Origin of the sequence: Flectobacillus longus (assembly GCF_030056705.1) — a bacterium.
Classification (GTDB): domain Bacteria; phylum Bacteroidota; class Bacteroidia; order Cytophagales; family Spirosomataceae; genus Flectobacillus; species Flectobacillus longus.
Window position 1 is genome coordinate 1 of record NZ_JASHIC010000040.1, and the last position, 24,172, is coordinate 24,172.

Sequence of the window (24,172 nt, forward strand, 5' to 3'; positions counted from 1 at the left end):
AGAAAATACGCCTAAGAACCAGTCAAATCCTAGATCGAATCATGGATATTGCTGTTGGATTACATAATCTTAGAGTTACTTTCAGAACAATAAATAATAAACCGTGATAAAGTTTAATGTATAAAATCTTGTCTACTTGAAGAAATCGTCAATTTTTTTCTGTTTATCGCTTTGAGGTTTTTCGGTTGGCGTATCCTTGGTTTTACTAAAAAAGTCTTCTATTTTTTTAGCTTGTTTATCGTTTAATTTCAAGTCTTTTTCAGATTTGAGTTTTTCCCAGTCTTTTTCGATACTTTGCTGAAAAGCAATTTCTTCAAATGCTTTTTTGATAATAGTATCATTTTGCTGTAATTCCTCTCGCATATTTCGTTCATCTTCCTTGATTTGAAACTGTTGTTCCAAAGCTGAAATTTGTTCGTATGCAGAAGAATTCTCCGAATTTTGTACACCATCTACTAGCTTTTGAGTCTTGGCGGCTTCAACTTTGGCAATCAACATCTGACCTTTGAGTCGTGTAGACTCTAGGCGAAATTGTAAATCCTGATGTTGGGCTTCGAGTTGATGAAGCAATTGTTGGGCTTGATCCAACAAAACTTTGTATTCGCCAATACGTTCGTCAACCAGTGATTTTTTGCGTAACCATTGTTGAGCCTGTTCCTCATTGCTAGTTTGTAACGATTTTTGTGCTGCCTGATACAATTGATTGGCTTGTCCTTGTAGTTCCTCAGCTTTGGCGAGTAAACTATGATAATTATTTTGGGCAACGCGTTTTACTTGTTCTGCATCAGCAATCGCTTTAATGAGTTCTTTTTCGGCCAGCGCCAACAAAACGTTTGGGTCTTGTGGGTTAGGGTCGGTGGAGGACTTTTTTTCATGGTTAAATAGGATTTGTAGTAAATCAGACCACATTTTAAATCATGTTTTGGTTTATTTGTTCGAAATTTAGAAGGTTTTACCCCGAACTAGCAAGCAAAATCGGGATGATTGGTTGCTAGTATGGATGATGTGCTGTAGCTTTGGATGGAATCAAAAATAAATGAACAGGTATCAAACACTCTACTAATATATATGGAAAAAATTAGACTAGCTTTCGAAAAGTTCGATGATTATAACAAACAAGATCCCAATTCATTTGAGTGGAATGGAGAAATCTACCCTCAAGAATATTTTATGGCATTGAAATGTTCAGATTGGGTTTTGAAACTAGATCCACAAGCAAGCGAAGAACTACAATTAGCTTCGAGAAGTCAACATATCGGACGTTGGAGTATTCCTCGCAATACTTATCCTGAGGGAAAAGTAGGATATTTGACTTGGAGAAAGGATTTAGGAAAATTTCATGCCGAAACTGCCGCTAAAATTCTGGAAGAGGTTGGGTATGAAGAACCTGTAATTGAAAGAGTAAAGCAAATCATTACCAAGCAAAAAATCAAACAGGATGCAGATGTTCAAACGATTGAGAACGCTCTTTGTTTAGTATTCTTGGAGTTTCAGTACGAATCATTTTTTCAAAAACATGACGATGAAAAAATGGTTGAGATTATCAGAAAATCATTATTGAAAATGGATGCTCATGGACATCGCTTTGCTTTACAATTGTCTTACAGCGAAAAAGGATTAGCTTTGATTCAAAAAGCGCTGGAGCGATTGGGGTAAGAGAAAAATATGAGTCATTCTATATGCTAAAAAGTCAAATTTTCCAATAGGATACGATTGAAGTTGCACCCTATTGGAAAATTGTTCAAAGCAGAATAGCAAACTCTATCTTAATAAACGCCATAAAGCCTATTGCTTATAAACTACACCATCTTTCATGACGAAGCTTACTTTACGCATTTGGCTAATGTCTTGTAAAGGGTTGCCATCAGTAGCAATAATATCGGCAAATTTACCTGCTTCAATAGATCCAAGATCTTTTTCAACACCTAAAATTTTGGCAGGAGTTACCGTAGCAGCTTGAATAGCTTCGATTGCTGGCATACCTGCTTCTACCATATATTGGAATTCATAAGCATTTAATCCATGCAACGAAACACCTGAGTCTGTACCAAAAGCAATTTTCACACCTGCTTTGTAAGCTTTTCCGAACATATTCTGAATAAGTGGTCCTGTTTCCAAAGCTTTTGGAACTACCAAAGGATGATAATAACCAGGGACTTTAGCCGAATCGGCGACAGTTTTGCCAGCCAAGATTGTCGCCACCAAGTAAGTACCTTTTTGTTTCATGATATCAATGGCTTCGTCATCCATAAAAGTACCATGCTCGATCGTTGTTACGCCTGCTTTGGCTGCACGCTTGATACCTTCAGCACCGTGTGCGTGTGCTGCCACATGAAATCCATAGTCTTTAGCTGTTTTGATAATTGCTTCTAACTCATCATCTTGGAATTGTGGTGCTTTTCCATTTTTAGCAATACTCAAAACACCACCTGTTGCAGTGATTTTGATACAATCTGAACCATCTTTGTAACGCTGACGAACTGCCTGACGTGCCTCCTCAGCACCATTGATAACTCCTGTAACCATGTGTGGATCTGGTGTGTAGTTTTCGCTCAAAGCATTGGTTGGATCGCCATGTCCTCCTGTAGTTGCAATTGTTCTACCAGCTGTATAAATACGAGGGCCAACAGCAATACCTTTACTGATAGCATTGCGAAGAGCAATATTGACGCCCGAGCCTCCCAAATCACGAACTGAAGTAAAGCCAGCCATTAAAGTAGTCTTGGCATTACGAGCTGCCTCAAAAGCTACATCAGCTTGATTAAATTGGTAGCGCTTTACCAATTGGTCTTTACTGGTTTCGCCTTCAATATGTACGTGCATATCTGTTAGGCCAGGCATAACAGTTTTTGACTTCAAATCAATGACTTTGTCGGTACCTTTAGGAGCCAGATAGCCTGTTTGTACTCCTGTGACTCTTTTGCCTTCAACTATTACTGTCACCTGACTTTGGGTATTGCCTTTGGTGACATCGATAAATGTACCACAGTGAAGAAGTGTGCGTTGGGCAAGTGAAGCCGTACTGAAAATCGCAATAGCAGCGATGGTCTGTAGCGTTTTTTTCATGTTTGTTAATAAAGGTAGTTTAGCCAAAATGGCGGTGAAAAGTGGGATTTTAATAAATCAATCACAAAAACAATATTTATGATACCACTTCCTAAAAATAAGAATTCAGATTTATAAAATCGAAAAATGTCGCTTCTTTTTGAAAAAGAGATGATTTTTCCTCGCCATTCGAGCTTTTGGGCGTAACTTAGAGGTCAGATTCTTTTGTTTTCAAGAAATACCCAATTTAGTATATTGATTTTGTCGAGTATTGTGGTGTATAACTGAAAAAACAAAGAGGAAAATCGCTTTCGAATTATACGTACAGCGTAGGTTTGAAAAAACCTTTGTTAATCAAAAACGAAATCAAATCACCAAAACTCATCGATGATTTTGGTAGAAAATGGAGGGCCAAGATGAAGAAACAAACTAAAGCCATCAGAATTCAGGCAGAACGCTCACACAATCGTGAACATTCAGTGCCATTGTACCTTACTTCAAGTTTTACTTTTGAAGATGTTGAGCAAGGAAGAGCCATTTTTGCAGAAGAAATGGAAGGAAACATTTACTCTCGTTATATGAACCCCAACGTGGATGAGTTCGTAGAGAAAATGTGTATGCTCGAAAACACAGAAGATGGACTTGCTTTTGCTTCGGGTATGGCGGCCAACTTTGCAGCAATGGCAGCATTATTACAGCAGGGCGACCACGTAGTGGCATCAAAAGCTTTGTTTGGTTCTGCTATTCAGATTTTGAGTAAAATCACTACTAAATGGGGGATTACATGTACCTATGTAGATGGACATAATATTGAAGAGTGGGAAAATGCGATTCAACCTAATACCAAATTTTTGTTTTGTGAAAGCCCTTCAAACCCTGGTTTGGATTTAATTGACCTTGAGGCAATTGCTCAATTAAAAGCAAAGCATAATTTGATTTTGGCTGTTGACAATTGTTTTGCGACACCAGTCATTCAAACACCAGCTGATTGGGGTGCAGATTTAGTAATTCACTCGGCTACAAAATATATCGACGGACAAGGTCGTGTTTTAGGAGGAGTAGTTTGTGGTCGTGCCGACCTGATTAAAGAAATTCGTTTCTTTGCACGTCATACAGGTCCATCTATGTCGCCATTCAATGCTTGGATTTTGTCGAAAAGCTTAGAGTTGATTCATCTTCGTATGGAGAAACACTCTGAAAACGCCTATAAATTGGCTTCTGCTTTAGAAGGAAACGATGCGCTTAATTCAGTAAAATATCCATTCTTGACTTCGCACCCGCAATATGAATTAGCGAAGAAACAAATGAAAATGGGTGGAGCCATCATGACGATGGATGTAAAAGGTGGATTTGAGGTGGTAAACAAAATGTCAAAACACTTGAAAATTGCTTCTATTTCTCCAAACTTGGGAGATACTCGTACGATTATCACACACCCAGCTTCGACGACACACTCAAAATTAAGTGCAGAACAACGTGCAGAGGTAGGCATTACCGATGGTTTGGTACGTATTGCAGTTGGTTTAGAGGCGATTGATGACCTAATTGCAGATTTCCAACAAGCTTTGGAAAAAGCAATTGCTGAATAATAATGTTTTTGAGAGAAAGAGTGATTTGAAGCAAATGCTCTTTTTCTCAACGACGAAATATTAAATAACATAAGATATGTTCGTTGCATTACTGATTTGTTTGAGCTTAGTATTGGCAAATGTTGTGATTGGCGTATATACCGAACGAAAAGTCTCCGCCTTTATGCAAGACCGTTTGGGACCTATGGTTGTAGGAAAATACGGTTCACTTCAATTGATTGCTGACTTGGTCAAACTTTTGTTAAAAGAAGATATTGTTCCCAAATTAGCAGATAAGTGGCTGTTTTTGGCAGCGCCTTGTATGATTTTTGTGGCAATTTTTGCAGGATTTGCTGTAATTCCGCTTGGTCCAGGTGAGTACTTGCAAGGCTCGCAAGCACAAATTGGCGTATTTTATTTGTTGGCTATTGTCTCTATAGATATAATTGGAGTTTTGATGGCTGGCTGGTCGTCGAACAACAAATACTCATTGTTAGGGGCGATGCGTTCTGTAGCACAAATCGTTTCTTACGAAATTCCATTAGGCTTGTCAGTTTTGTGTGTCGTGATGGTTTCTCAAACCTTAAATCTACAAGAAATCAGTACTCAACAAGGTATTTTTTCAGGTCATGATAATTATCTTTTTGGGCTAAAGTCTTTAGGAATTGACGTAACGCAAGTGGGAGGGTTTTTGACTTGGAATATTTTCAGAGTTCCATTCTTTTTAGGCGTATTTATCATTTTCTTTATCGCCTCTTTGGCAGAATGTAACCGTGCACCTTTTGACTTACCCGAAGCTGAATCAGAATTAGTTGGTGGTTTTCATACCGAATATTCAGGAATGCGCTGGGCATTGATATTCCTTTCAGAATATGGCATGATGCTATTGGTAAGCGTCTTAGGCGTTATTTTGTTTTTAGGAGGATGGAATTCACCTTTTCCGAATATTGGTTCCGTAAAACTAGCTAATTGGACTTCTGGAGAACCAGGCTCGTGGTCTGGCGCAATTTGGGGATTTGTATGGTTGTTGGCAAAAGCGTATATGCTCATTTTTGTACAAATGTGGGTACGATGGACATTCCCTCGCTTGCGTGTTGACCAATTGATGTATTTGACTTGGAAAGTACTAACGCCATTTTCTATTTTAGCAGTATTTTTATCTGCCATTTGGAGAATGTTGATGATTTAGCAAAGTTTATCCAAATAAAATCTAGGCTTATGCTCTAGATATTTATCAAAAAAAGTGGTCGAAAATTGTTTTCGACCACTTTTTTTGATGCCAAAATGCTTGATGAATCAACTTTAGACTGAGAAAACTTGGATTCAAAGAATAATTACTCATTCAATCTCAATTTACTCAATTAATGATGAATCATGTTTGTAAAGATACAGGTTATCTTAAGGGTTACTTTCTTTTAAGAATGCCAAAATGTTTTTGATGTCCTCAGTGCCTAAATTAGGGAAAGCCGTCATTTGAGTACCATTAAATTTCTTGAAAAGGTCGTTTGCGTATTTGTCACCGCCAGCCAACACTTTTTGTGGATTTTGTACCCATTTCTCAACCCAAGCCGCATCTCTACGAGATTCGATTCCTTTCAATCCTGGACCTACTACAACCTCATCAGTTGAAGCATGGCAAGAGGCGCAGTTGTTTGTAAAAACTTCTTTACCTTTTGTCGCTTCCGCAGAAAGTGCTGCTGGAGCCGCAGCTACAGCGACTGCTCCTGAAGTAGTCCCAGCTGCCGCAGTTTCTGCTTGGCTAGGCATGATTACAAATGCCAATAAGGTAAAAATAAAGCAAACTACTACTACAATCAAAAGGGTGTTTACTACACGTAGAGTGTTAAAAATTTTGTTTTCCATAATATTGTTTTTAATGCCTTGGAGGAAAATAGCAGTGCAAAATTAAAGATAATATCCCAATTCGGGTATAGACTTTTTAATAATTGCCTTATTTTTATGCTAAATTCGATTGTTTAGTATGCAATTTCAGGATTCAGCTCATTTTCATCAATGATATAAATTGGCTTAAAAACTGATATTTATTTCTTGATAAATCCCAAGGGAATAGGCTCACAAGTTACCTCACCAATTTCTATTAGTTGCTCGTATTTATCTACTAGGGTTTTCAATATATCTTTCAAAATATCCAATTTTTCAGCTCCAATAACTTCCTCAAAATTTTGATCGATGTATTCAGTACAAGCTTTCCAATCTAGGATACAGCGTACGCCCAAATCTGTAAGCTTCACAATAAGAGCACGAGCATCGCTAGGGTCTTTTTCAGTATAAACATAACCTTCGTCTACCAATTCCTTGATAAGTTTGCTCATACCTTGTTTGGTCATACTTGCTTTTTGGGCAATTTTGTTGACGCTAGTTCCTTCGACATCAATATTGACTAGGGCCACTATTTGGCCAACACGGAAGTTATTATAGCCACGCTCATTTAAAAATTTTACGGCCAATGTGGACATATATCGATATGAGCGATTTAGGAGACGTCCCATTAAGCGATTTTTACTATCGCGGAACTGTTTGAGTTTTATTATATCATCTTCTGTCATAACTGCTTCGGAGTATTGTTTTGTACTAAAACAATACGTCGGTTATTCTGTGGTACAAATTATTTTATCTCATCTTGGGGCTTAGAAGCTCAAAATTACAAATTGTTATAGACAATTACAGAAGTAGTTTTAAGTATCTTTTACCAAAAAGATGAATAATCCAAGGAAATTTTGACTGTTTTTTCGTTGAATCTGATACAAAGTTAATAAATGAAAAAATATTTGTCAACTTACTTGACTAATTTAGTAAACTTAGTTTACCTTTGTATCATCAATTCACACACAAATTGAATTTTTCTTATACATATTCATCTCTTACCATTTGAAGAAGCAGTAAAAAAGATTAGTTCGATGGGCCATCTGTACGAATTGATTCTATAAGCAAACAGCGAGTAGACCAAATACAATGATTATTTAAGTTTATAAAAATTATGGAAAATCAGAGTTCAATGAAAAAGCAATTGCCAAAGTTAATTCTATTAACAGTAGTGGCTGTCGGTGGATTTTTGGGATATAAAGAATATCATTATTCTCAGACGCATGAAGATACAGATAATGCTCAGATTGAGTCTTATTTTGTACCTGTATTACCTCGTACATCAGGTTATGTAAAATCGATTTCTGTGAAAGATTATGATGTGGTAAAAAAAGATCAACTCTTGATTGAAATCGATTCAGAAGAGGGAAAATTGGCACTCGAAGAATTAAAAGCAGATTTACTTCAAGCTGAAACAGACGTAGAAAATGCAAAAGCAAACATCCAAAACTTGAAAATGAGTCTTGTTGCGATGGATGCTAACTTGAAAGCAACAGCGATTCGTCGTGACAAAGCAAAACGTGATGCGGATCGTGACAATGCTTTGGTAGCTGACAATGCAATTACCAAAAAACAAGCTGAAGATTCTCGTTCAAACTACGATGTGTTAGTGGCTCAGTATAATGCTGCGGTACAAGATATTGCTTCTAACAAATCTAAAATGGGAATTTTGACAGCTTCTTTGCACAAAGCTGAAGCTACTTTGGCTGTCAAAAAAGTAAAAATTGCACAGCAAGAACTAAAACTTTCTTATGCAAAAGTGTACGCTCCATCTGAAGGACGTATCGGTAAGAAAACAGTAGAGGCTGGTCAGTTTATTCAAGCTGGTCAAACGTTGATGACTGTAGTTCAAGACCAACAATTTTGGGTAGTCGCTAACTTTAAAGAGAATCAAATTTCTCGTTTGAAAATAGGTGATGAAACAGAATTGGTATTGGATGCGTATCCAAACCGTCCATTAAAAGGAAAAATCATTTCAATTGCTGAGTCAACAGGTGCTAAAGCATCTTTGTTACCACCAGATAACGCTTCAGGTAACTTCGTAAAAGTAACTCAAAGAGTTCCTGTGAAAATCGAAATTGAAGATATTGCTAAAAACAAAGATATTTTACGTGCAGGTCTTTCTTTGGAAGTTTCTGTACCTGTAAAATAATTCGAGATAAAGCTGGGTAATTGGTTATAAGAAGTGGAGGCTTAGGTAAGTTTTGTGAGTAATCACGATTTAGGGTTTTGCTTATCTAAAGACAAATTGAGGTGAAGAAATAAGCAAGGGATTGCGCGGTTGTCAATTGTTGAATCTAGATTAGACTCACAATTCATAATTGTAATTCTTCAGCCATTTGATATCAAGTGTAACAATGCCTCACGTAGATATTGACTACCAATGATAAGGGACTGATTGGAGACATATCCAACACTTCTTGAATTACTCAGCTTTAGTTTCGAAACTAAAATAATTTTTAACTATGGCGGCTAAAGGATTAGCAAGAGCAATGATTGTGATAACCACCATCTCGGCAGCGGTGATGGAGCTTTTGGATACCACAATTGTTAACGTAGCCCTCAACCAGATGGCTGGTTCGCTGGGTGCTACAATCGAGGACGTAGCTTGGGTAGTAACTTCTTACGCCATCGCTAACGTAATCATTATCCCAATGACGGGATTTTTAGGAGATTACTTCGGACGAAAAACATATTACTTAGGTTCTATTCTATTATTTGGTGTCTCTTCCTATTTCTGTGGAGCTTCTCATGGACTTTGGGAATTAGTATTTTGGAGATTTATTCAAGGTGTAGGGGGAGGAGCCTTGCTATCTACCTCACAAGCAATTTTGTTTGATGCCTTCGAACCTAAAGATAGACCTATAGCATCAGGTATTTTCGGGATGGGTATTATCCTTGGACCAACTTTAGGTCCAGCATTGGGTGGATATATCGTTGAACATTTTACATGGCAAGATATATTTTTCGTAAATATTCCAATATGTATTGCTGCTACGATTTTGACGATTCTCTACATAGAAAGAAAAGAAGGAGAAGGACAGAAGAAAAGTCAAATTGTAATTGATTATCCTGGGATTTTCTTACTGACTTTGGGTATTGGGTCTTTACAATATGTACTAGAAAAAGGAGAATCAGACGACTGGTTTGAATCAAGAACTATCGTAATCTTGTGTTTGACGGCAGCAATTGGCTTAGTTGGATTTGTTTGGCGAGAATTAACCACCGAACATCCTGTTGTCGACCTGAAGATATTTAGATACAAAGTTTTTGGTCTTTCTACCATATTTACCTTTGTCGCAGGCTTGGGTTTGTTTACTTCAGTTTTTGTATATCCAGTAATGGTACAGCGTATCAATGGATTTACACCACTCGAAACAGGCTTGTCTCTCATTGCACCGACCATGCTTGGTGTAATATTATTTCCAATCATTGGACGACGTATGGCGGCTGGCGATTCTCCGCTTCCTTATATGGCAATCGGGATACTCATATTTGTCTTCTTTGGATTCTATAGTGGTACTGCCACACCCGAAATGGGTAAATGGGATTTCTTTCCAATGCAAGTATGTCGTGTGCTAGGGGTAGCTATGCTTCAAATGCCATTGATCAACCAAGCGGTAGCAGGTTTGCAACAACGAGAATATCCTGCGGGTATTGCTCTTACTAACATGATTCGTCAGCTGGGAGGAGCCTTTGGTATCGCTTTAGCAAACAACTACGTTACCAATGCCGCAGCGCAACACCGTTCAGACTTGATGGCAAATATGTCAATGGATAATCCCTTATTTGTGCAACGTCTTAATGGAAGTATTGCCAATTTTGCTTCAAAAACGGGTGATTATTTTGGAGCGACCAAGATGGCTTACGCCCAACTCGAAGGTTTGGTTGCCAAACAAGCATATTATCTCGCTTATTTAGATACTTACAGAGTTGTTTCTTTATTTTTCATTGCGATTTTTCCTTTGCTGTTATTATTAAGGACGAAAAAGAAAACTAAAGAAGAAATTGCAGCCGCTGCAAAAGCCGCTGCTGATAGTCATTAACAGGCATAAGGTCACGGGGAATAAGCATCTGTTGACAATAACACAAATGATGTCTTACAACCCAATTCCTCAACCTCTATTTTAACAGACATAATTTTAAAGAAGATAATGAAAAAATTAACAGTTTTCGGACTTATCCTTTGTGCTCAGATGACCTTTGCACAAGATAAAAATACGGACGCTTTGGGTCGGTTGGTGAAGGCTGCTATTGACTATTCTCCAAGAATAAGAGAACAACAACAATTAGTTTCGATTGGAGATTATAAAACAAAAATTCAAGAAGCAGCATTAAAACCACAAGTTCAATCTGAATTAAGTGTAACTCGTGTTGACCCAGTTGCCAAGGCAAGTTTCGCCTTTGGTTCAACCTCAACAGAGCTGCGTTTTCAGCCGAATATGAACTATAATGCCAATGTTGGTGCCAATTATACGATTGCCGATTGGGGTAAGCAAGCATTAGCAATTGAAAAAGCAAAGTTAGAAACCAACCTCTCTAAAAATAATGTAGAAGGTTTGAAACAAAATTATGCTTATCAAGTAGCTAATTTGTACTACGGGATTGTATATCTACAGAAAGCAATTGAAGTTCAAAAAGAGCAGTTGAAATTAGTTGCTAATAACGAAAAACTAATTTCAGACCGTTTGAAACAAGGCGATGCTTTGGATTATGATAGAGTATCAATTCAGGTTCGTTATAAAAATGCTGAAACTAGATTGACTGACTTACAAGGACAACTTGACCGTCAGTTGATTTATTTGAGTTCGTTGATTGGAGCAGATGCACGCGTAATGGTTCCGACTGATGCAGATTTTTCGGCATCTTGGGCTGATTTGACCGTTGCCGCAGCGTTTGAACAAGCACAAACAAATAATGTTGATTTGCAAAATATAAAAGAAAAGGATTTGATTGCTGACAAGGACGTGAAAATTGCTCAATTGAGTATGGCTCCAACCGTTTCAGCCGTTGGTCAATTCGGTATTAAAAATGGTTATTTGCCACGTATCAATGGTGAAATACCTCCAGTAGATCAAGACTTTAAATTCAATACTGTTTTAGGCTTAAAAATGACTATTCCTATTTATGCAGGAGGTCGTGGGGCTTATTCGACAGAAATGGCGAAATTGAGTAAAGAGATGTTGAAATATTCTTCTGAGGCTACTAATCAAGCGCTGAAACGTGATTTGGATGTTGCAGAAAACGATTATAATATTGCCAAAAGCAAACTAGACCTTTCAGAAAAGAATGTATTTCAAGCGCAATATGCCTTGAAATTAGCTGAAAGTCGCTACAAAAACGGTGTAATTACTAATGTAGAAATTGAAGCAGCGCAAACCGCATTACGCGAAGCTCAATTGACCCAATTACAATATCAATACATGATGACACAGGCGAAACTTGAAGTGAGCCGCTTGTCAGGTTTAAAATTTTGGTAGAAAAACAATCTCTGTTGTTAACTCCAATGCTGCTTTTGCGGGATTGGAGTTTTTTTGTTTTAAGAGTTTTCCTAAAATTATTGTTACTTCATTATAAGTAAGAGTTTTGAACCTACTTTTGCCAAATGCTAATAGCCGCTAACCGATAGCCAAATAATACTTACCTTTGCTAAAATCAATTTTCATCAACATATTCTATTATGAAAAAAATCTGGACGCTTTTAGTAGGTCTTTTATTACATGGAGCTGTTTTTGCTCAGACATCAGATTCATTAATTGTTATAAAGGCAGGTCGTATGTTTGATAGTGAGAAAGGTGATTTTCTCGAAAATCAAACAATCATAATTAAAGGAAATATCATTCAAGCTGTAGGTTCAAACCTCAAATATCCAGCACAAGCCAAGGTAATTGACTTATCAAAAGCTACAGTATTGCCAGGCTTTATCGATTGTCATACGCATATTACCTCGCAGCCAGACAATTATATGGAGGATTTGTTTCGCAAATCGCCAATTGATTATGCTGTTGAAGCTCATATTTTTGCCAAAAAGACCCTCGAAGCAGGTTTTACCACTTGTCGTGATGTGGGTGCACCTGAATTGATTGATGTGGCACTGAAGCGTTCTATCAATGCGGGACATATCGCTGGTCCAAGGCTGTTTGTTTCTGGACCTATCATTGGCTCAACTGGTGGACATGCGGATATTAGTGGTTTTTCGCCTTATCTTTCATTTAAAGCTATTTCTGGTGTTGCTGATGGCATCGATGAAATTCGTAAGCAAGTACGATATAACATCAAATATGGAGCTGATTTAATAAAATTTACCGCTACAGCTGGTGTATTGTCAGAAGAGGAGTCGGTTGGAGCACCACAATATTCACAAGAAGAAATGAATGCCCTAGTTACAGAGGCAGCTATGTGGGATAAAAAAGTAGCGGCACATGCACATGGAACCACAGGTATCAAAATGGCGATTAAGGCAGGAGTAGCATCCATCGAGCATGGAAGTTTCTTGGATGAAGAAGCCATTGAATTAATGAAACAAAAAGGTACTTATTTAGTAGCTGATATTTATAACGACGATTATATTCTCTCAGAATTTGCCAAATTGGGTTATCCTGAAAAACTCATTGAAAAAGAAAGAATAGTTGGTAAAACTCAAAGAGAAAGTTTTCAAAAGGCTGCCAAAGCAGGCGTGAAGATAGCCTATGGAACCGACGCTGGGGTGTATCCACATGGTAATAACGGAAAACAGTTTTTTTATATGGTAAAATTTGGTTTGTCGCCAGCTCAAGCGATTCAAGCTGCCACAATTAACGCAGCAGACTTGATAGGAGTGAAGAGCAAACTAGGTTCAATCACTCAAGGAAAATGGGCAGACATCGTTGCTGTAGAAGGAAATCCAGAACAGGATATTACTGTTTTAGAAAAGAAAGTGAAATTTGTAATGAAAGATGGAAAAGTATATCTACAAAAATAGTTGAGATAAAGTTGTGTAATTGCTTTTAAATTAATTGATTATAAATAAAATGTGTTATTCTGAGATAAATTTTATCAAAAGAGTGACACATTTTTGATTATAAGAGGGTACTTGTTGTCTTTAATTGGAGAATAGTGTAAAATTTCCTATTTTACATAAGAATAATTCTATCTTTAATCCCCAATTAACTATAACAACTATGAATCAACTGCAAACAGCAGACTATTTAGTATTTTTTGTCTATTTTATTGTAGTAATTAGCTACGGTATTTGGGTTTTCAAAAAAAAACAAGGTACATCTTCCAAAACCAAAGATTTTTTTCTTGCTGAAGGCTCCCTAACTTGGTGGGCAATAGGCGCTTCCTTGATTGCATCAAACATTTCAGCAGAACATTTTATTGGAATGTCAGGCTCAGGTTTTGCGATTGGGCTTGCAATTTCGTCTTATGAATGGATGTCGGCTGCGACGTTAATTTTGGTGGCAATATTTTTTATTCCAGTTTATCTGAAAAATAAGATTTATACTATGCCCCAATTTCTTTCAACAAGATACAATGACACAGTTGCTACTATAATGGCTGTTTTTTGGCTATTACTTTATGTTTTTGTCAATTTAACATCAATCTTGTACTTAGGAGCTTTGGCAGTTGAAACCATCTCCGGAATTCCATTCTACTATTGTATGTTTGGTCTTGCTGTATTTGCTGTCTTTATCACCCTTGGAGGAATGAAGGTGATTGGTTATACAGATGTAATTCAGGTAGTTGTATTGGTGTTAGGAGGTTTGGCTACTACTTATCTAGCTTTGAATTTAGTATCAGAAAAATTCAATGGCAATGGGGTCGTCGATGCGCTTGGTATCTTGCACAAACAGGCAGATAGTCATTTTCACATGATTTTTTCTAAAGGAGATCCACATTATTATGAATTACCGGGACTATCAATCTTGATTGGTGGGATGTGGATTAACAATTTTAACTATTGGGGTTGTAACCAGTATATAATCCAACGTACATTAGGGGCAGATCTCAACACCGCTCGTGGAGGTATCATTTTTGCTGCTTTTATGAAGTTATTAATGCCACTTATTGTTGTAATACCTGGTATTGCCGCTTATGTTTTGTTTCAAAATGGTGAATTTCAGCAAGAAATGCTAGATGTAAGCGGTCAAGTAAAGCCAGACCATGCTTATCCAACCTTGATGAATCTTTTACCTAATGGCATGAAAGGCCTAGCTTTTGCTGCTTTAACTGCCGCTATTGTAGCATCTTTGGCAGGAAAATGTAATAGTATTGCTACTATTTTCAGTTTAGATATTTATAAAAAATTCTATAATAAAGACGCCTCCGAAGACAGAACTGTGAAAGTAGGTCGTTTGGCAGTATTAGTATCGTTTTTGATTGCACTTTGTATCACTCCTCAATTACGTAGATTAGAGCAAGCATATCAATTTATTCAAGAATATTCCAACTACATCACTCCTGGTGCTTTTGCTCTGTTTTTCTTGGGTTTATTTTGGAAAAGAACTACATCAAAGGCAGCTATTGTTGCAGCATTCTTAGCGTTGCCATTATCGGTTGCTTTTAAGTCAATACCAGCGTTAGCCGAAATGCTCTTGGGTTTGACTGTTGAACCTATGCCATTTTTGGACAGAACTCTATGGGTATTTCTACTCTTAGTCGGACTGATGATTCTGGTGACATTGACTGATCCAACTAGTAAAAATAATCCACAAGGACTCGAAATTGAATCAGAAATGTTTAGAGTTAGCCAATCTTTCGTAGTGTCATCAATTCTGATTTCTGGAATCTTAGTTGCTCTTTATACAGCCTTTTGGTAGCATGAAGTGGTTGTAAACTAAGAAAAAATAGCAATTTGTGCTGAAAAAGGCTTCAAAAAGGTTCAGAATTTAATATTCTGAACCTTTTTGAAGCCTTTTTTTAGGGTTCTAATACTTCTTACACGTAAATTTGTTCATCAAAAAATAACTGATAGCATATTTAGATGTTTTAATAATCTTATGAAACGTTGTTCTAGATCTGATAATTATTAAGTTGTTTTTTTAAATTAGGTAATAACACTTAGAGCCTGTCAAAATAATTATTTAGTGTTCTAGGTTAAAGATAAATATAAAGTAAGGATGTAAAGTTTAAAGTTTGAAGATCATGTTATCTTCAAACTTTTTTGTTTTATTCACTTTTGTCAAGAAATCACAGAATCGCCCCAATAATTTTGAACATCCACAAATATTTTTAACTTTTGTGGTATCTTTAAATCATAAAGTATCCTTTTAGGGTTTACAATAGCTAATAATTCTACCTCAGAATAGCAAATTGTATTGCCAAACCTTACTTTTAAACCTTTTTAGTTCACATGGATCATCTGTTCGAAACGTTTGTTTTTGGATTAGGATTATTTTCATTTTTGATTGGATGCCTTTTAGGATATTGGGTAATAATAAAATTTACACACCAAGGAAAAAATATACTAGGGGCAATTTTCTTCATTTGGTCAGTCAATGGACTAGCCAATACCATTCTCTATGGTCCTTTATCTACCGAATTTCAGGCAGCTATTTTCAGAATAGCCATGCCAGTCTATTTTATTTTGCCATCATTAACTTACTTGTATGTACGACAAATTAATGACCCGACGCTAAAACTAAGGTTTAATGATTTAACGCATGGAATACCTGTCGTTCTTATTTTTATTGAGTTACTTCCTTATTATTTACTCCCATTTAAGGAAAAAGTAAATATTTTGAAATCAATACAAGAAAATCCAGCAAATTTATTTGTGGGTCATGAAGGGTTATTAGGAAATGATGTACGTGATTTTCTGCTAGGAGTGCTGTTTATGGTATATGGGCTATTGATTTGGAGAATAATTGCACAGAGATTTAAACAGAATCCCAATACACCTCTTGGACATTTCAAATGGAGTATTTTTGTGGCAGTAATGGTAACAGTTCTGTTTATTCTTAAGATTGCGTATTTTGGAGTTATTCTAAACAATTTAGGAGTTTCGGCTTTTAAAGGAATTTTTACGCAAGTCATTATTATTCACAATGTCTTGTTTTATACACTATGTGGCTTTATTTGGATTAATCGCCGTGAAATAGGTAAAATGTGGTCAGTTTATGAAGAAGTATTTGATTATTCGGTTAATGAAAGTGAGCCTCATGTGCTTGAGCCTGTTGAAATTGAACCAGAAGTTATCAATAATTTTGAAACATATATTAATCTCCACAAGCCTTATTTAAGAGCCAAATATTCCTTGAATGATGTAGCTTATGAAACTAATTTGCCCGCATATCAAATTTCTAATATGATGCGTGTGCATTATGGAATGAACTTTAGTGATTACATCAACTCGCTTAGGGTAGAGGAAGTAAAACGTCGTTTGAGTGATGATGAATATCAAAATTATAGTATTGAAGGAATCTCGAAAGACTGTGGTTTTAATGCGAAAAGTACATTTTTTACCGTATTTAAAAAACATACGGGATTAACACCTTCTGAATTTCAAAAAAATATCAAGATGGCAATCTCCAATCAGTAATCTATTTCTGAAAAATTATTATTTGAAGGTCAGGACGTAGTAATACTACAATGTCTTGACCTTTATTTATATTAGCTTGTTCCTAAAAATGAGCTTTTCCGTGTACTTGTTAATGGAATTCTTCCCTGTTTTCACAATTTAGAGATAAGGGCAATAACAACCCAAAACAAGATAAATAACATTGTATTCTTCGTCATTTTTGTAAAAAACACTTCTAGCATTTCTAAAACTTTTTATAATGAACACTAAAAAACTATTACTTGGATTGTTGCTTTCAGGCAGTTTGTCTGGTTTTGCTCAGCAAAACTCATACATTAATGTGTCAAAAGATGGTAAAAAGATTGACTTCACACAAGCTGGTGTTTCTTTCTTAGCACAATTGCCTTTACATTGTATCGAGACCGAATTTCCGAATAAACCCAATCATACAATTGAAACTTCAGGCGAAGTTGCTTTGAGCCCTAAGCAATTACATCCCTCTTTTTATGGTTGTTTGGATTGGCATTCGTCTGTACACGGACATTGGATGTTAGTAAAAATCTTAAAATCGTACCCAGATTTGCCTGAAACGGCTCAGATTGTGAAAGTATTAGAGCATAGTTTTCTTCCAGAAAACTTACAAACTGAAGCAGATTATTTTACAAAATATAAACTTGCAAAGGGTTTTGAAAGAACATACGGTTGGGCTTGGTTACTAAAACTAGATGAAGAGTTACTGGCTTGGGATAGCCCTTTGGCTAAAAAGTGGCACAAGAATTTACAACCATTGACTCAGATCATCGTACAGCGTTGGAAAGACTATTTACCAAAGCAAACTTATCCTAATCGTACGGGCGTGCATCCAAATACAGCCTTCGGGATGGTATTTGCCTTGGATTGGGCGAGAGCTACGAAAAATACAGAATTTGAGAGGTTGCTAGTACAACGTAGTAAGGATTATTATTTGAAAAATAAGGCCGTTGCAGCCATTCTTGAGCCAGATGGTACAGACTTTCTGTCTCCAAGTTTAGAAATTGCAGATTTGATGCGAAGAGTATTGCCTAATAAAGAATTTAGTCTTTGGTTTAATCAATTTTATACCGCTGAAGGATTGAAAAATGTATTACAGTTGCCAATCGTCAGTGATCGTTCTGATTATTCGATTGTCCATTTAGATGGATTGTCTTTGAGCAAAGCTTGGTGTTTACAAGGAATTGCCAAACAGTTACCTTCTACTGACCCTCGCAAAAAACAATTTCAAGAAACTGCGGTTATGTTCTTACAAAAAACCTTACCAAATATTGCCAATGGTAATTATGGAGGAGACCACTGGCTAGGCTCTTTTACCATGTATGCTTTGAATCAGTAAGATTTAGAGATTTTATATAGAAATTCTAATAGTTAAATGTAGGTAAATTTTACAGATTACTGTCTTTATTGAACTAGGCACAGGAAGTTAGTAACAACAACTTGGTCTTTTCAATAAACGTTTTTACCCGTTTTTCTTAATAAAAACAAAGTATTCAATGAATCCCAAATTGAAACAAGCATTTTGCCAATTCAAAAATGTGCTTTCTGGAATGATACTTTTGGCAAGTGTTCCAACAATGTCCGAAGCTCAAGCATTGTCAGATACTACTATCACCATAAAAGTACTTGGCGGTTTGCAGTTTGATACACCACGATTGGTCCTAAAGCCTAATACTCGTGTTACGCTTATATTAGACAATCATGATGATATGGCGCATAATTTTGTGTTGGCCAAACCTAGTTCTCGTTTAAAAGTGGTGGAAGAGGCCGCTAAATTAGCTGAACGTGGCGCCAAAATGAATTATGTTCCAAGTTCGCCATTGGTGATAGCCAGTACAAAAATCGTAGAGCCAGGTAACATGGAAACTATTTCATTTGTGCTTGACAAAGCTGGGCAATATCCTTATGTATGTACCTATCCGGGACATGGTTATGTGATGTTTGGGGTCATTTATGTGGGTCAATCTTATATTCCACCTTTCGAAAAGGATACCAATATTCCTGAATCGCAGCGTGCAGGTACAGGCAACGAACACGCTCATCATGGACACGGAATGCCTAGCTCTCCTCATCCGTACCCCATTGAGTTTCCAATGGTATATCGAACGTTTATGCCAGAGGCTAGTCCAGCGGCAATAGCAGTGGCATTAACACCAACCGAATCCTATTGTTGGGATGCGGGCAAATGCTATCTGCGTTACATCTGGACAGGAGGATTTGTAGACAATGCCGATCAATGGAAAGGTAATGGAAGTAAGCTTACAAAAGTGGAAGGAGAAATTTATTGGCGTGAAAAGCAATTTCCTTTTACCATTGGTACAAAAAAAATGGTTTCGAAGGTGGATTTCAAAGGCTACAAACTCAAAAAACGTTTACCCACCTTTGAGTACACCTTTGATGGCATAAAGGTAGCTGAAACGCTAGAATGGAACGAAAGTGCTCAGACAATCACAAGGGTATTTATGTTGGGAGAAAGAACACAAACCATTTTTTTTAATCTTCCAGAACAAAAATCAGTGAGTTATACAGCAAAAAATGGTCAACTTAAAAATGGGGTTATGGCTATTCCAAAGACAGTTAAAACCTTTAGTATTATCATCAAACGAAACTAAAATGCCCTATTTCATGAAAAGGAAAGAGTTGAAGCAAAAGCTATGGAAATATGCTGGGGTTGGTCTGTTGATGAGCTTGGGAAATATTTCTGGCATTGCACAAAACACATCAATGCCCAAGGATTCTGCGGCGATGTATTATGAAGTTGAAGATATTCCTCTACCAGATGGGTTGATTGCCGAAACTGGCTCTATTGGATTCTTGCCGGATGGGCGTTTTGTGGCGGGTTTCCACCGTGGAGAGATTATGATTTACAATCCTAAAACTCGCATATGGAAACGCTTTGCCGAGGGCTTACACGACCCTTTGGGTTTATTGGTGGTAAGCAATAACGAGATTTTGGTCATGCAAAGACCTGAATTAACCAGAATTAAAGATACTGATGGAGATGGCGAAGCGGATTTATACCAGAAAGTAACCGATGATTTTGGCTTATCTGGCAATTACCATGAGTTTGCTTTTGGTCCTGTCAAGGACAAACAAGGAAATTTGTTTTTTGCACTCAATCTGGCTTCGAATGGCGCAGGTATTCGTCCTGAAATTCGTGGAACTTACGATTCACTGTCTAGACCAGGACGTATGTATGCTTGTGTGGATTATCGTGGTTGGATTATGCGATTGGATAAGCAGGGGAAATTACATCCTTATGCGGTTGGTTTCCGTTCGCCGAATGGACTTGGATTTGATGCACAAGGTAGATTGTTAGTGTCAGACAATCAAGGCGATTGGTTGGGCACTAGTAAGCTATTTCATGTAGAAGAAGGTAAGTTTTATGGGCATCCTGCTGGGCTCATTTGGAAGAAGGATTTCCCTAGAGTTGTACCTATATCTCTCCCTGTAGCACAATTAGACAGTATGCGTACTAAAGAAATAGTACAATTCCCGCATGGTTATTTTGCCAACTCTCCAACCCAACCTGTATTGGACAATACCAATGGAAAATTTGGTCAATTTGGGGGACAAATGCTCATTGGTGACATGGATCATAAGTATATGATTCGACTACTACTAGAGGAAGTGAATGGTAAAATGCAAGGAGCGTGTACTCCTTTGAACGTAGGATCCAAGATGCGCATTGGTAATAATCGTTTAGCATTTGCCCCAGATGGTGCTTTGTGGGTAGGTCAAAACGACCATGGCTGGGTAGGAGCTAGGGGTATTCAAAGGATTAAATGGAAGGGGGAAAAACACTTAGACCTTATGGCAATGAACCTGACAAAGGATGGTTTTGATTTGACCTTCTCGATGCCACTCGATGCCGAAAGTGCACAAAATGTAGCCAATTTTAAGTTTAAACGCTTTTATTATGAATACCACCAAGCCTATGGTTCGAAGCAATTTGATGTAAAAGAAATAGGAGTAAAAAGTATTTCTCTATCGGATGATAAAACAAAGGTACATGTGGTATTAGACGATATGAAAGCAGGATATGTCTACGAAATGCGTCTAGGGGAAATAATTAATGCTAATAAGACCAAAAGAGTATTCAATAGTTTGGTTTGTTATTCACTGAACCAACTTAAATAAAAAAAGCAGTATTATTTACGATTAAATAATGTTGTAGTACCCTTTGAAAAAAGTTTAAATTATTGCTCTTCAAGCTTTTAAGGTTTGGTAAATAAAGCTAGAATCGAAACGTGAAGCTCGTGAAACTGACTACAAAATTTGTACACCAAATTTAGTCAGCTTTGCGAGCTTCATTTTTATTTGTTTTAAAGAATAAAAAATGCGTTTATTGACGAATTTCTGCTGTCTACATTTTTCCTTCCTTTCGCTAGTCTCAAAAGTAGAGAAAATGACTAAAGTAATTACTATGTCTTCTATATGTACAGAAAGAGCGATATAATCGATATAAGGTATTTATTTGACCTAATTAGGTTCGAATATATTTTTTAGTTAAAATATGAACAGGGAAGACTATTTTTTGTAAACTTAAAAACCTTAAATAATTATGCAGGAGAGTTTATTAGTGTAGTCAAATAAAGTATTTTACAAGAAGTTATTTTGATGTAAATAGTCTCCAACTACAGTGATATAATCAGCTAATCCTTTTAGCAAAGCACTAAATGGTGCATTTTACCCCATTTTTGCCAAGTTTCATCCCATTCATAGCATTGCTTGGGGGAGATTATATAAGTTTGAAGAAAAAACGGCTAAACCATGAATCCTATCCAGAAAAAATTACGCATTACAGAGTGGTCATTGGCACTACTATTTACGGTACTATACAATGTTGTACACCTTTCGAGAGTCATAAAATATTTTGATAATGAAATAGGTAAAGTACAATCTTACGAATATGTAGTGATGGACTACAATTCTTTTTGGGATGCTGTTCGTGATTACGATACCATTAAGTACATCAACTTGCCAACTATTATGGCAGCTGTACTTTTTTTTGGTGCCTGGACATTATTACATTTTTTTACAGTTCCTAAAATTGTGAAAAAAGAGTTGAATACAACAGTCGTTTTAATGTTGGCTGGCGTATTATTGCTTACCTTCCTGAGTGTTTGGTCATACCATTTTTTTAAACTTAACTGGCGTATAGAGAAAGAAGAATTAGAGCATGTTTCGGGTTTTTCAACCGAATCAATCTATCGAAAATGGTTTGTTTTCAATAGTTTTCTCAATGCTTGTTTTGTTTTACTAGCCTACGAGTTAGGGATGTTATTGGTGTATCATTTAGAAAAGAAAGCCATTGAAAAAACCGACCAAGCCAATGTTGGTGCTTATGTATGTGTAGCGGCCATTTGGGTGCTAACAGGAATATTCTGGGTGTCAGTTGGTTCTATAGGCAATGTAGTGATTCACCCTCCACAACCTGCAATTTGGGCTTCTATTACCTTTGGAGCTTTGTTGTTTCATGGCTTAGTATATTATGGATTGTTTCCTTTTGTGCTGATTCCACACTCAATTAAGACTGCAAAGGGAGTTTTGGTGTTCATATTTGGTGGATTTGCCTATATGGTGTTTTGCTTTGTGACTTATGCCGTTGTTTATAAACATATTCCTCGCGATATCTTTGATTTTGAAGAAGTATTGACTTTATCCGCTGTAATGGGGTATATCTCTGCGGTAATTCGTTCGTATATTGATTATACCAGAACCACCCTTACCAACCAGATTGTCCATAAATCGACTGAGCTAGCTTCGTTGAAAGCTCAGGTCAATCCTCACTTTTTGTTTAATGCCCTGAATACTTTATATGCTGTAGCATTACGTGAAAAGGCGGAGGATACTTCAACAGGAATTCAAAAACTGGGTGATATGATGCGGTTTATGTTGCATGACAACAACCAAGATAAGATTTCATTAGTCAAAGAAATAGAATACCTCGAAAACTATATTAGTTTACAAAAACTTCGTCTCGATCAAAATTTTTCGATTGATATAAAAGTGATTATCCAGCCCCAAGAAAAAGAAATTTGGATAGCGCCTATGTTGATTAATCCCTTAGTCGAAAATGCTTTCAAGCATGGAGTAAGCCTCAGAACCCCCTCATGGATATATATTACGATTACTTTTGATGATACCTATTTGTATTGCAAAGTGCATAATTCGATGCATGTGCGACAAGGCTTAGACACTGAAAAGGCTTCAGGTATTGGGCTGGATAATTTGAAAAAACGCTTACAAATGATTTATCCTAATCGCCATAGGTTAGATATTCAGTCGAACTCGCATGAATATTTTGTTTCTTTGCAAATCAATTATTTACCATTCCAAACCCAATAAGCATGAACCAAGCTATCCAAGCTATCGCCATCGACGACGAACCCAAAGCCCTAGAGGTTATTCAAATTCATGCAGAAAAAGTACCGTTTTTAGAACTAAAAGCGATGTTTACCAACGCCTTTGAAGCTTTAGATTATTTGCGAACCAATCAGGTGGATTTGATTTTTTTGGATATACGAATGCCTGATATTACGGGCTTGGAACTGCTTTCTAGTTTAACCTCTAAACCTTTTGTGGTATTTACCACTGCCTATTCCGAGTACGCCGTTCAGGGCTTTGAAGTAGATGCGTTGGATTACCTTTTGAAGCCCTTTTCTTTTCCAAGATTCTTGAAAGCTTGTAACAAAGCTAGTGAAGTCATTCAGAAATCTGCTAAAACAGCTCCCGAATCCATATTTCTGAAGACGGGCTATCAAGAAGAAAAGGTTTTTCTGGAGGAAATCCATTATATCGAAGCCGAAGGAAATTATCTCAATGTGATTTTGACCGAAAGAAGGTTGGTTGTAAGAATGACCCTCAACGAAATGTCGGAATTATTACCCACAAACTTATTCCTCCGCATACATCGTTCGTATTTGATTGCGCTCGATAAAATAGAAAAAATCGCCAAAAACGCTGTAGAAATCAAATCCAAAGAAATTGCCATTGGTGCCAGTTACGAGGAGGCATGGGCTGAAGCCAAGGCGAAGTTGAGGTAAAGCATTCCAATTTGATAGTGATTTTAATTATCTGAATCTCAAGTTCAGTGTAAGGTTATTTATTGCCAAAGTTTTAGTAAAAGCCCTTTTATACT

Annotated in this window: 18 protein-coding genes; 14 read left to right on the forward strand and 4 right to left on the reverse strand. The window is 36.9% G+C overall.

All coding sequences use genetic code 11. The features are described 5' to 3' along the window. Positions 1–132: 132 nt before the first annotated feature. The gene (locus tag QM491_RS23695; RefSeq protein WP_283330028.1) at positions 133–909 is read right to left on the reverse strand and encodes a PspA/IM30 family protein; all 777 of its coding nucleotides are present in this window, start codon (positions 907–909) and stop codon (positions 133–135) included. 159 nt (positions 910–1,068) lie between these two features. On the opposite strand from QM491_RS23695, the gene QM491_RS23700 reads away from it, so the two are divergent. Continuing rightward, positions 1,069–1,656 (forward strand): DUF4202 domain-containing protein, encoded by a 588-nt coding sequence (locus QM491_RS23700; protein ID WP_283330030.1) that lies wholly within the window; start codon positions 1,069–1,071, stop codon positions 1,654–1,656. A gap of 129 nt (positions 1,657–1,785) precedes the next feature. Here the strand turns inward: QM491_RS23700 and QM491_RS23705 are convergent, their stop codons facing one another. Beyond that, positions 1,786–3,066, reverse strand: coding sequence for a metal-dependent hydrolase family protein (locus QM491_RS23705; RefSeq protein ID WP_283330031.1), 1,281 nt, complete (start codon positions 3,064–3,066; stop codon positions 1,786–1,788). Between the two features lie 395 nt (positions 3,067–3,461). Here QM491_RS23705 and QM491_RS23710 point away from each other — a divergent pair, with 395 nt between their 5' ends. Further along, positions 3,462–4,634, forward strand: a complete 1,173-nt coding sequence (locus QM491_RS23710; protein ID WP_283330033.1) for a trans-sulfuration enzyme family protein — start codon at positions 3,462–3,464, stop codon at positions 4,632–4,634. A 76-nt stretch (positions 4,635–4,710) separates the two neighbouring features. After that, a complete protein-coding gene (locus QM491_RS23715; RefSeq protein ID WP_283330035.1) occupies positions 4,711–5,802 on the forward strand; it encodes a complex I subunit 1/NuoH family protein in 1,092 nt (363 codons plus the stop codon). A 209-nt stretch (positions 5,803–6,011) separates the two neighbouring features. Here QM491_RS23715 and QM491_RS23720 read toward each other — a convergent pair whose 3' ends face one another. Next, positions 6,012–6,476, reverse strand: a complete 465-nt coding sequence (locus tag QM491_RS23720; protein ID WP_283330037.1) for a c-type cytochrome — start codon at positions 6,474–6,476, stop codon at positions 6,012–6,014. A 179-nt stretch (positions 6,477–6,655) separates the two neighbouring features. Further along, a complete protein-coding gene (locus QM491_RS23725) occupies positions 6,656–7,180 on the reverse strand; it encodes a MarR family winged helix-turn-helix transcriptional regulator (protein ID WP_283330038.1) in 525 nt (174 codons plus the stop codon). A 431-nt stretch (positions 7,181–7,611) separates the two neighbouring features. Here QM491_RS23725 and QM491_RS23730 point away from each other — a divergent pair, with 431 nt between their 5' ends. The 11 genes from QM491_RS23730 (at position 7,612) to QM491_RS23780 (ending at position 24,077) form a co-directional block, all read left to right on the forward strand. Beyond that, the gene (locus tag QM491_RS23730) at positions 7,612–8,649 is read left to right on the forward strand and encodes an HlyD family secretion protein (protein WP_283330039.1); all 1,038 of its coding nucleotides are present in this window, start codon (positions 7,612–7,614) and stop codon (positions 8,647–8,649) included. 313 nt (positions 8,650–8,962) lie between these two features. Continuing rightward, positions 8,963–10,543 carry a DHA2 family efflux MFS transporter permease subunit gene (locus QM491_RS23735; RefSeq protein ID WP_283330040.1) on the forward strand — a complete coding sequence of 527 codons (1,581 nt, stop codon included), beginning with the start codon at positions 8,963–8,965 and terminating at the stop codon, positions 10,541–10,543. Positions 10,544–10,651: 108 nt separating this feature from the next. After that, positions 10,652–11,977 (forward strand): TolC family protein, encoded by a 1,326-nt coding sequence (locus QM491_RS23740; protein WP_283330041.1) that lies wholly within the window; start codon positions 10,652–10,654, stop codon positions 11,975–11,977. Positions 11,978–12,177: 200 nt separating this feature from the next. Continuing rightward, positions 12,178–13,458: a Xaa-Pro dipeptidase gene (locus QM491_RS23745; RefSeq protein ID WP_283330042.1), complete on the forward strand. Its 1,281-nt coding sequence runs from the start codon at positions 12,178–12,180 to the stop codon at positions 13,456–13,458. Positions 13,459–13,657: 199 nt separating this feature from the next. Next, on the forward strand, positions 13,658–15,298 hold the full coding sequence (locus QM491_RS23750) for a sodium/sugar symporter (protein ID WP_283330043.1): 1,641 nt from the start codon (positions 13,658–13,660) through the stop codon (positions 15,296–15,298). Between the two features lie 533 nt (positions 15,299–15,831). After that, positions 15,832–17,019 (forward strand): helix-turn-helix domain-containing protein, encoded by a 1,188-nt coding sequence (locus tag QM491_RS23755; RefSeq protein WP_283330044.1) that lies wholly within the window; start codon positions 15,832–15,834, stop codon positions 17,017–17,019. A 238-nt stretch (positions 17,020–17,257) separates the two neighbouring features. Continuing rightward, positions 17,258–18,367 (forward strand): DUF2891 domain-containing protein, encoded by a 1,110-nt coding sequence (locus QM491_RS23760; RefSeq protein WP_283330045.1) that lies wholly within the window; start codon positions 17,258–17,260, stop codon positions 18,365–18,367. 157 nt (positions 18,368–18,524) lie between these two features. Next, positions 18,525–19,640 carry a plastocyanin/azurin family copper-binding protein gene (locus QM491_RS23765; RefSeq protein ID WP_283330046.1) on the forward strand — a complete coding sequence of 372 codons (1,116 nt, stop codon included), beginning with the start codon at positions 18,525–18,527 and terminating at the stop codon, positions 19,638–19,640. 13 nt (positions 19,641–19,653) lie between these two features. Then, complete coding sequence (locus tag QM491_RS23770) at positions 19,654–21,168, forward strand: DUF7133 domain-containing protein (RefSeq protein ID WP_283330047.1); 1,515 nt, start codon at positions 19,654–19,656, stop codon at positions 21,166–21,168. Positions 21,169–21,801: 633 nt separating this feature from the next. Beyond that, on the forward strand, positions 21,802–23,379 hold the full coding sequence (locus QM491_RS23775) for a sensor histidine kinase (RefSeq protein WP_283330048.1): 1,578 nt from the start codon (positions 21,802–21,804) through the stop codon (positions 23,377–23,379). Between the two features lie 2 nt (positions 23,380–23,381). Beyond that, a complete protein-coding gene (locus QM491_RS23780) occupies positions 23,382–24,077 on the forward strand; it encodes a LytR/AlgR family response regulator transcription factor (RefSeq protein ID WP_283330049.1) in 696 nt (231 codons plus the stop codon). Positions 24,078–24,172 lie beyond the last annotated feature (95 nt).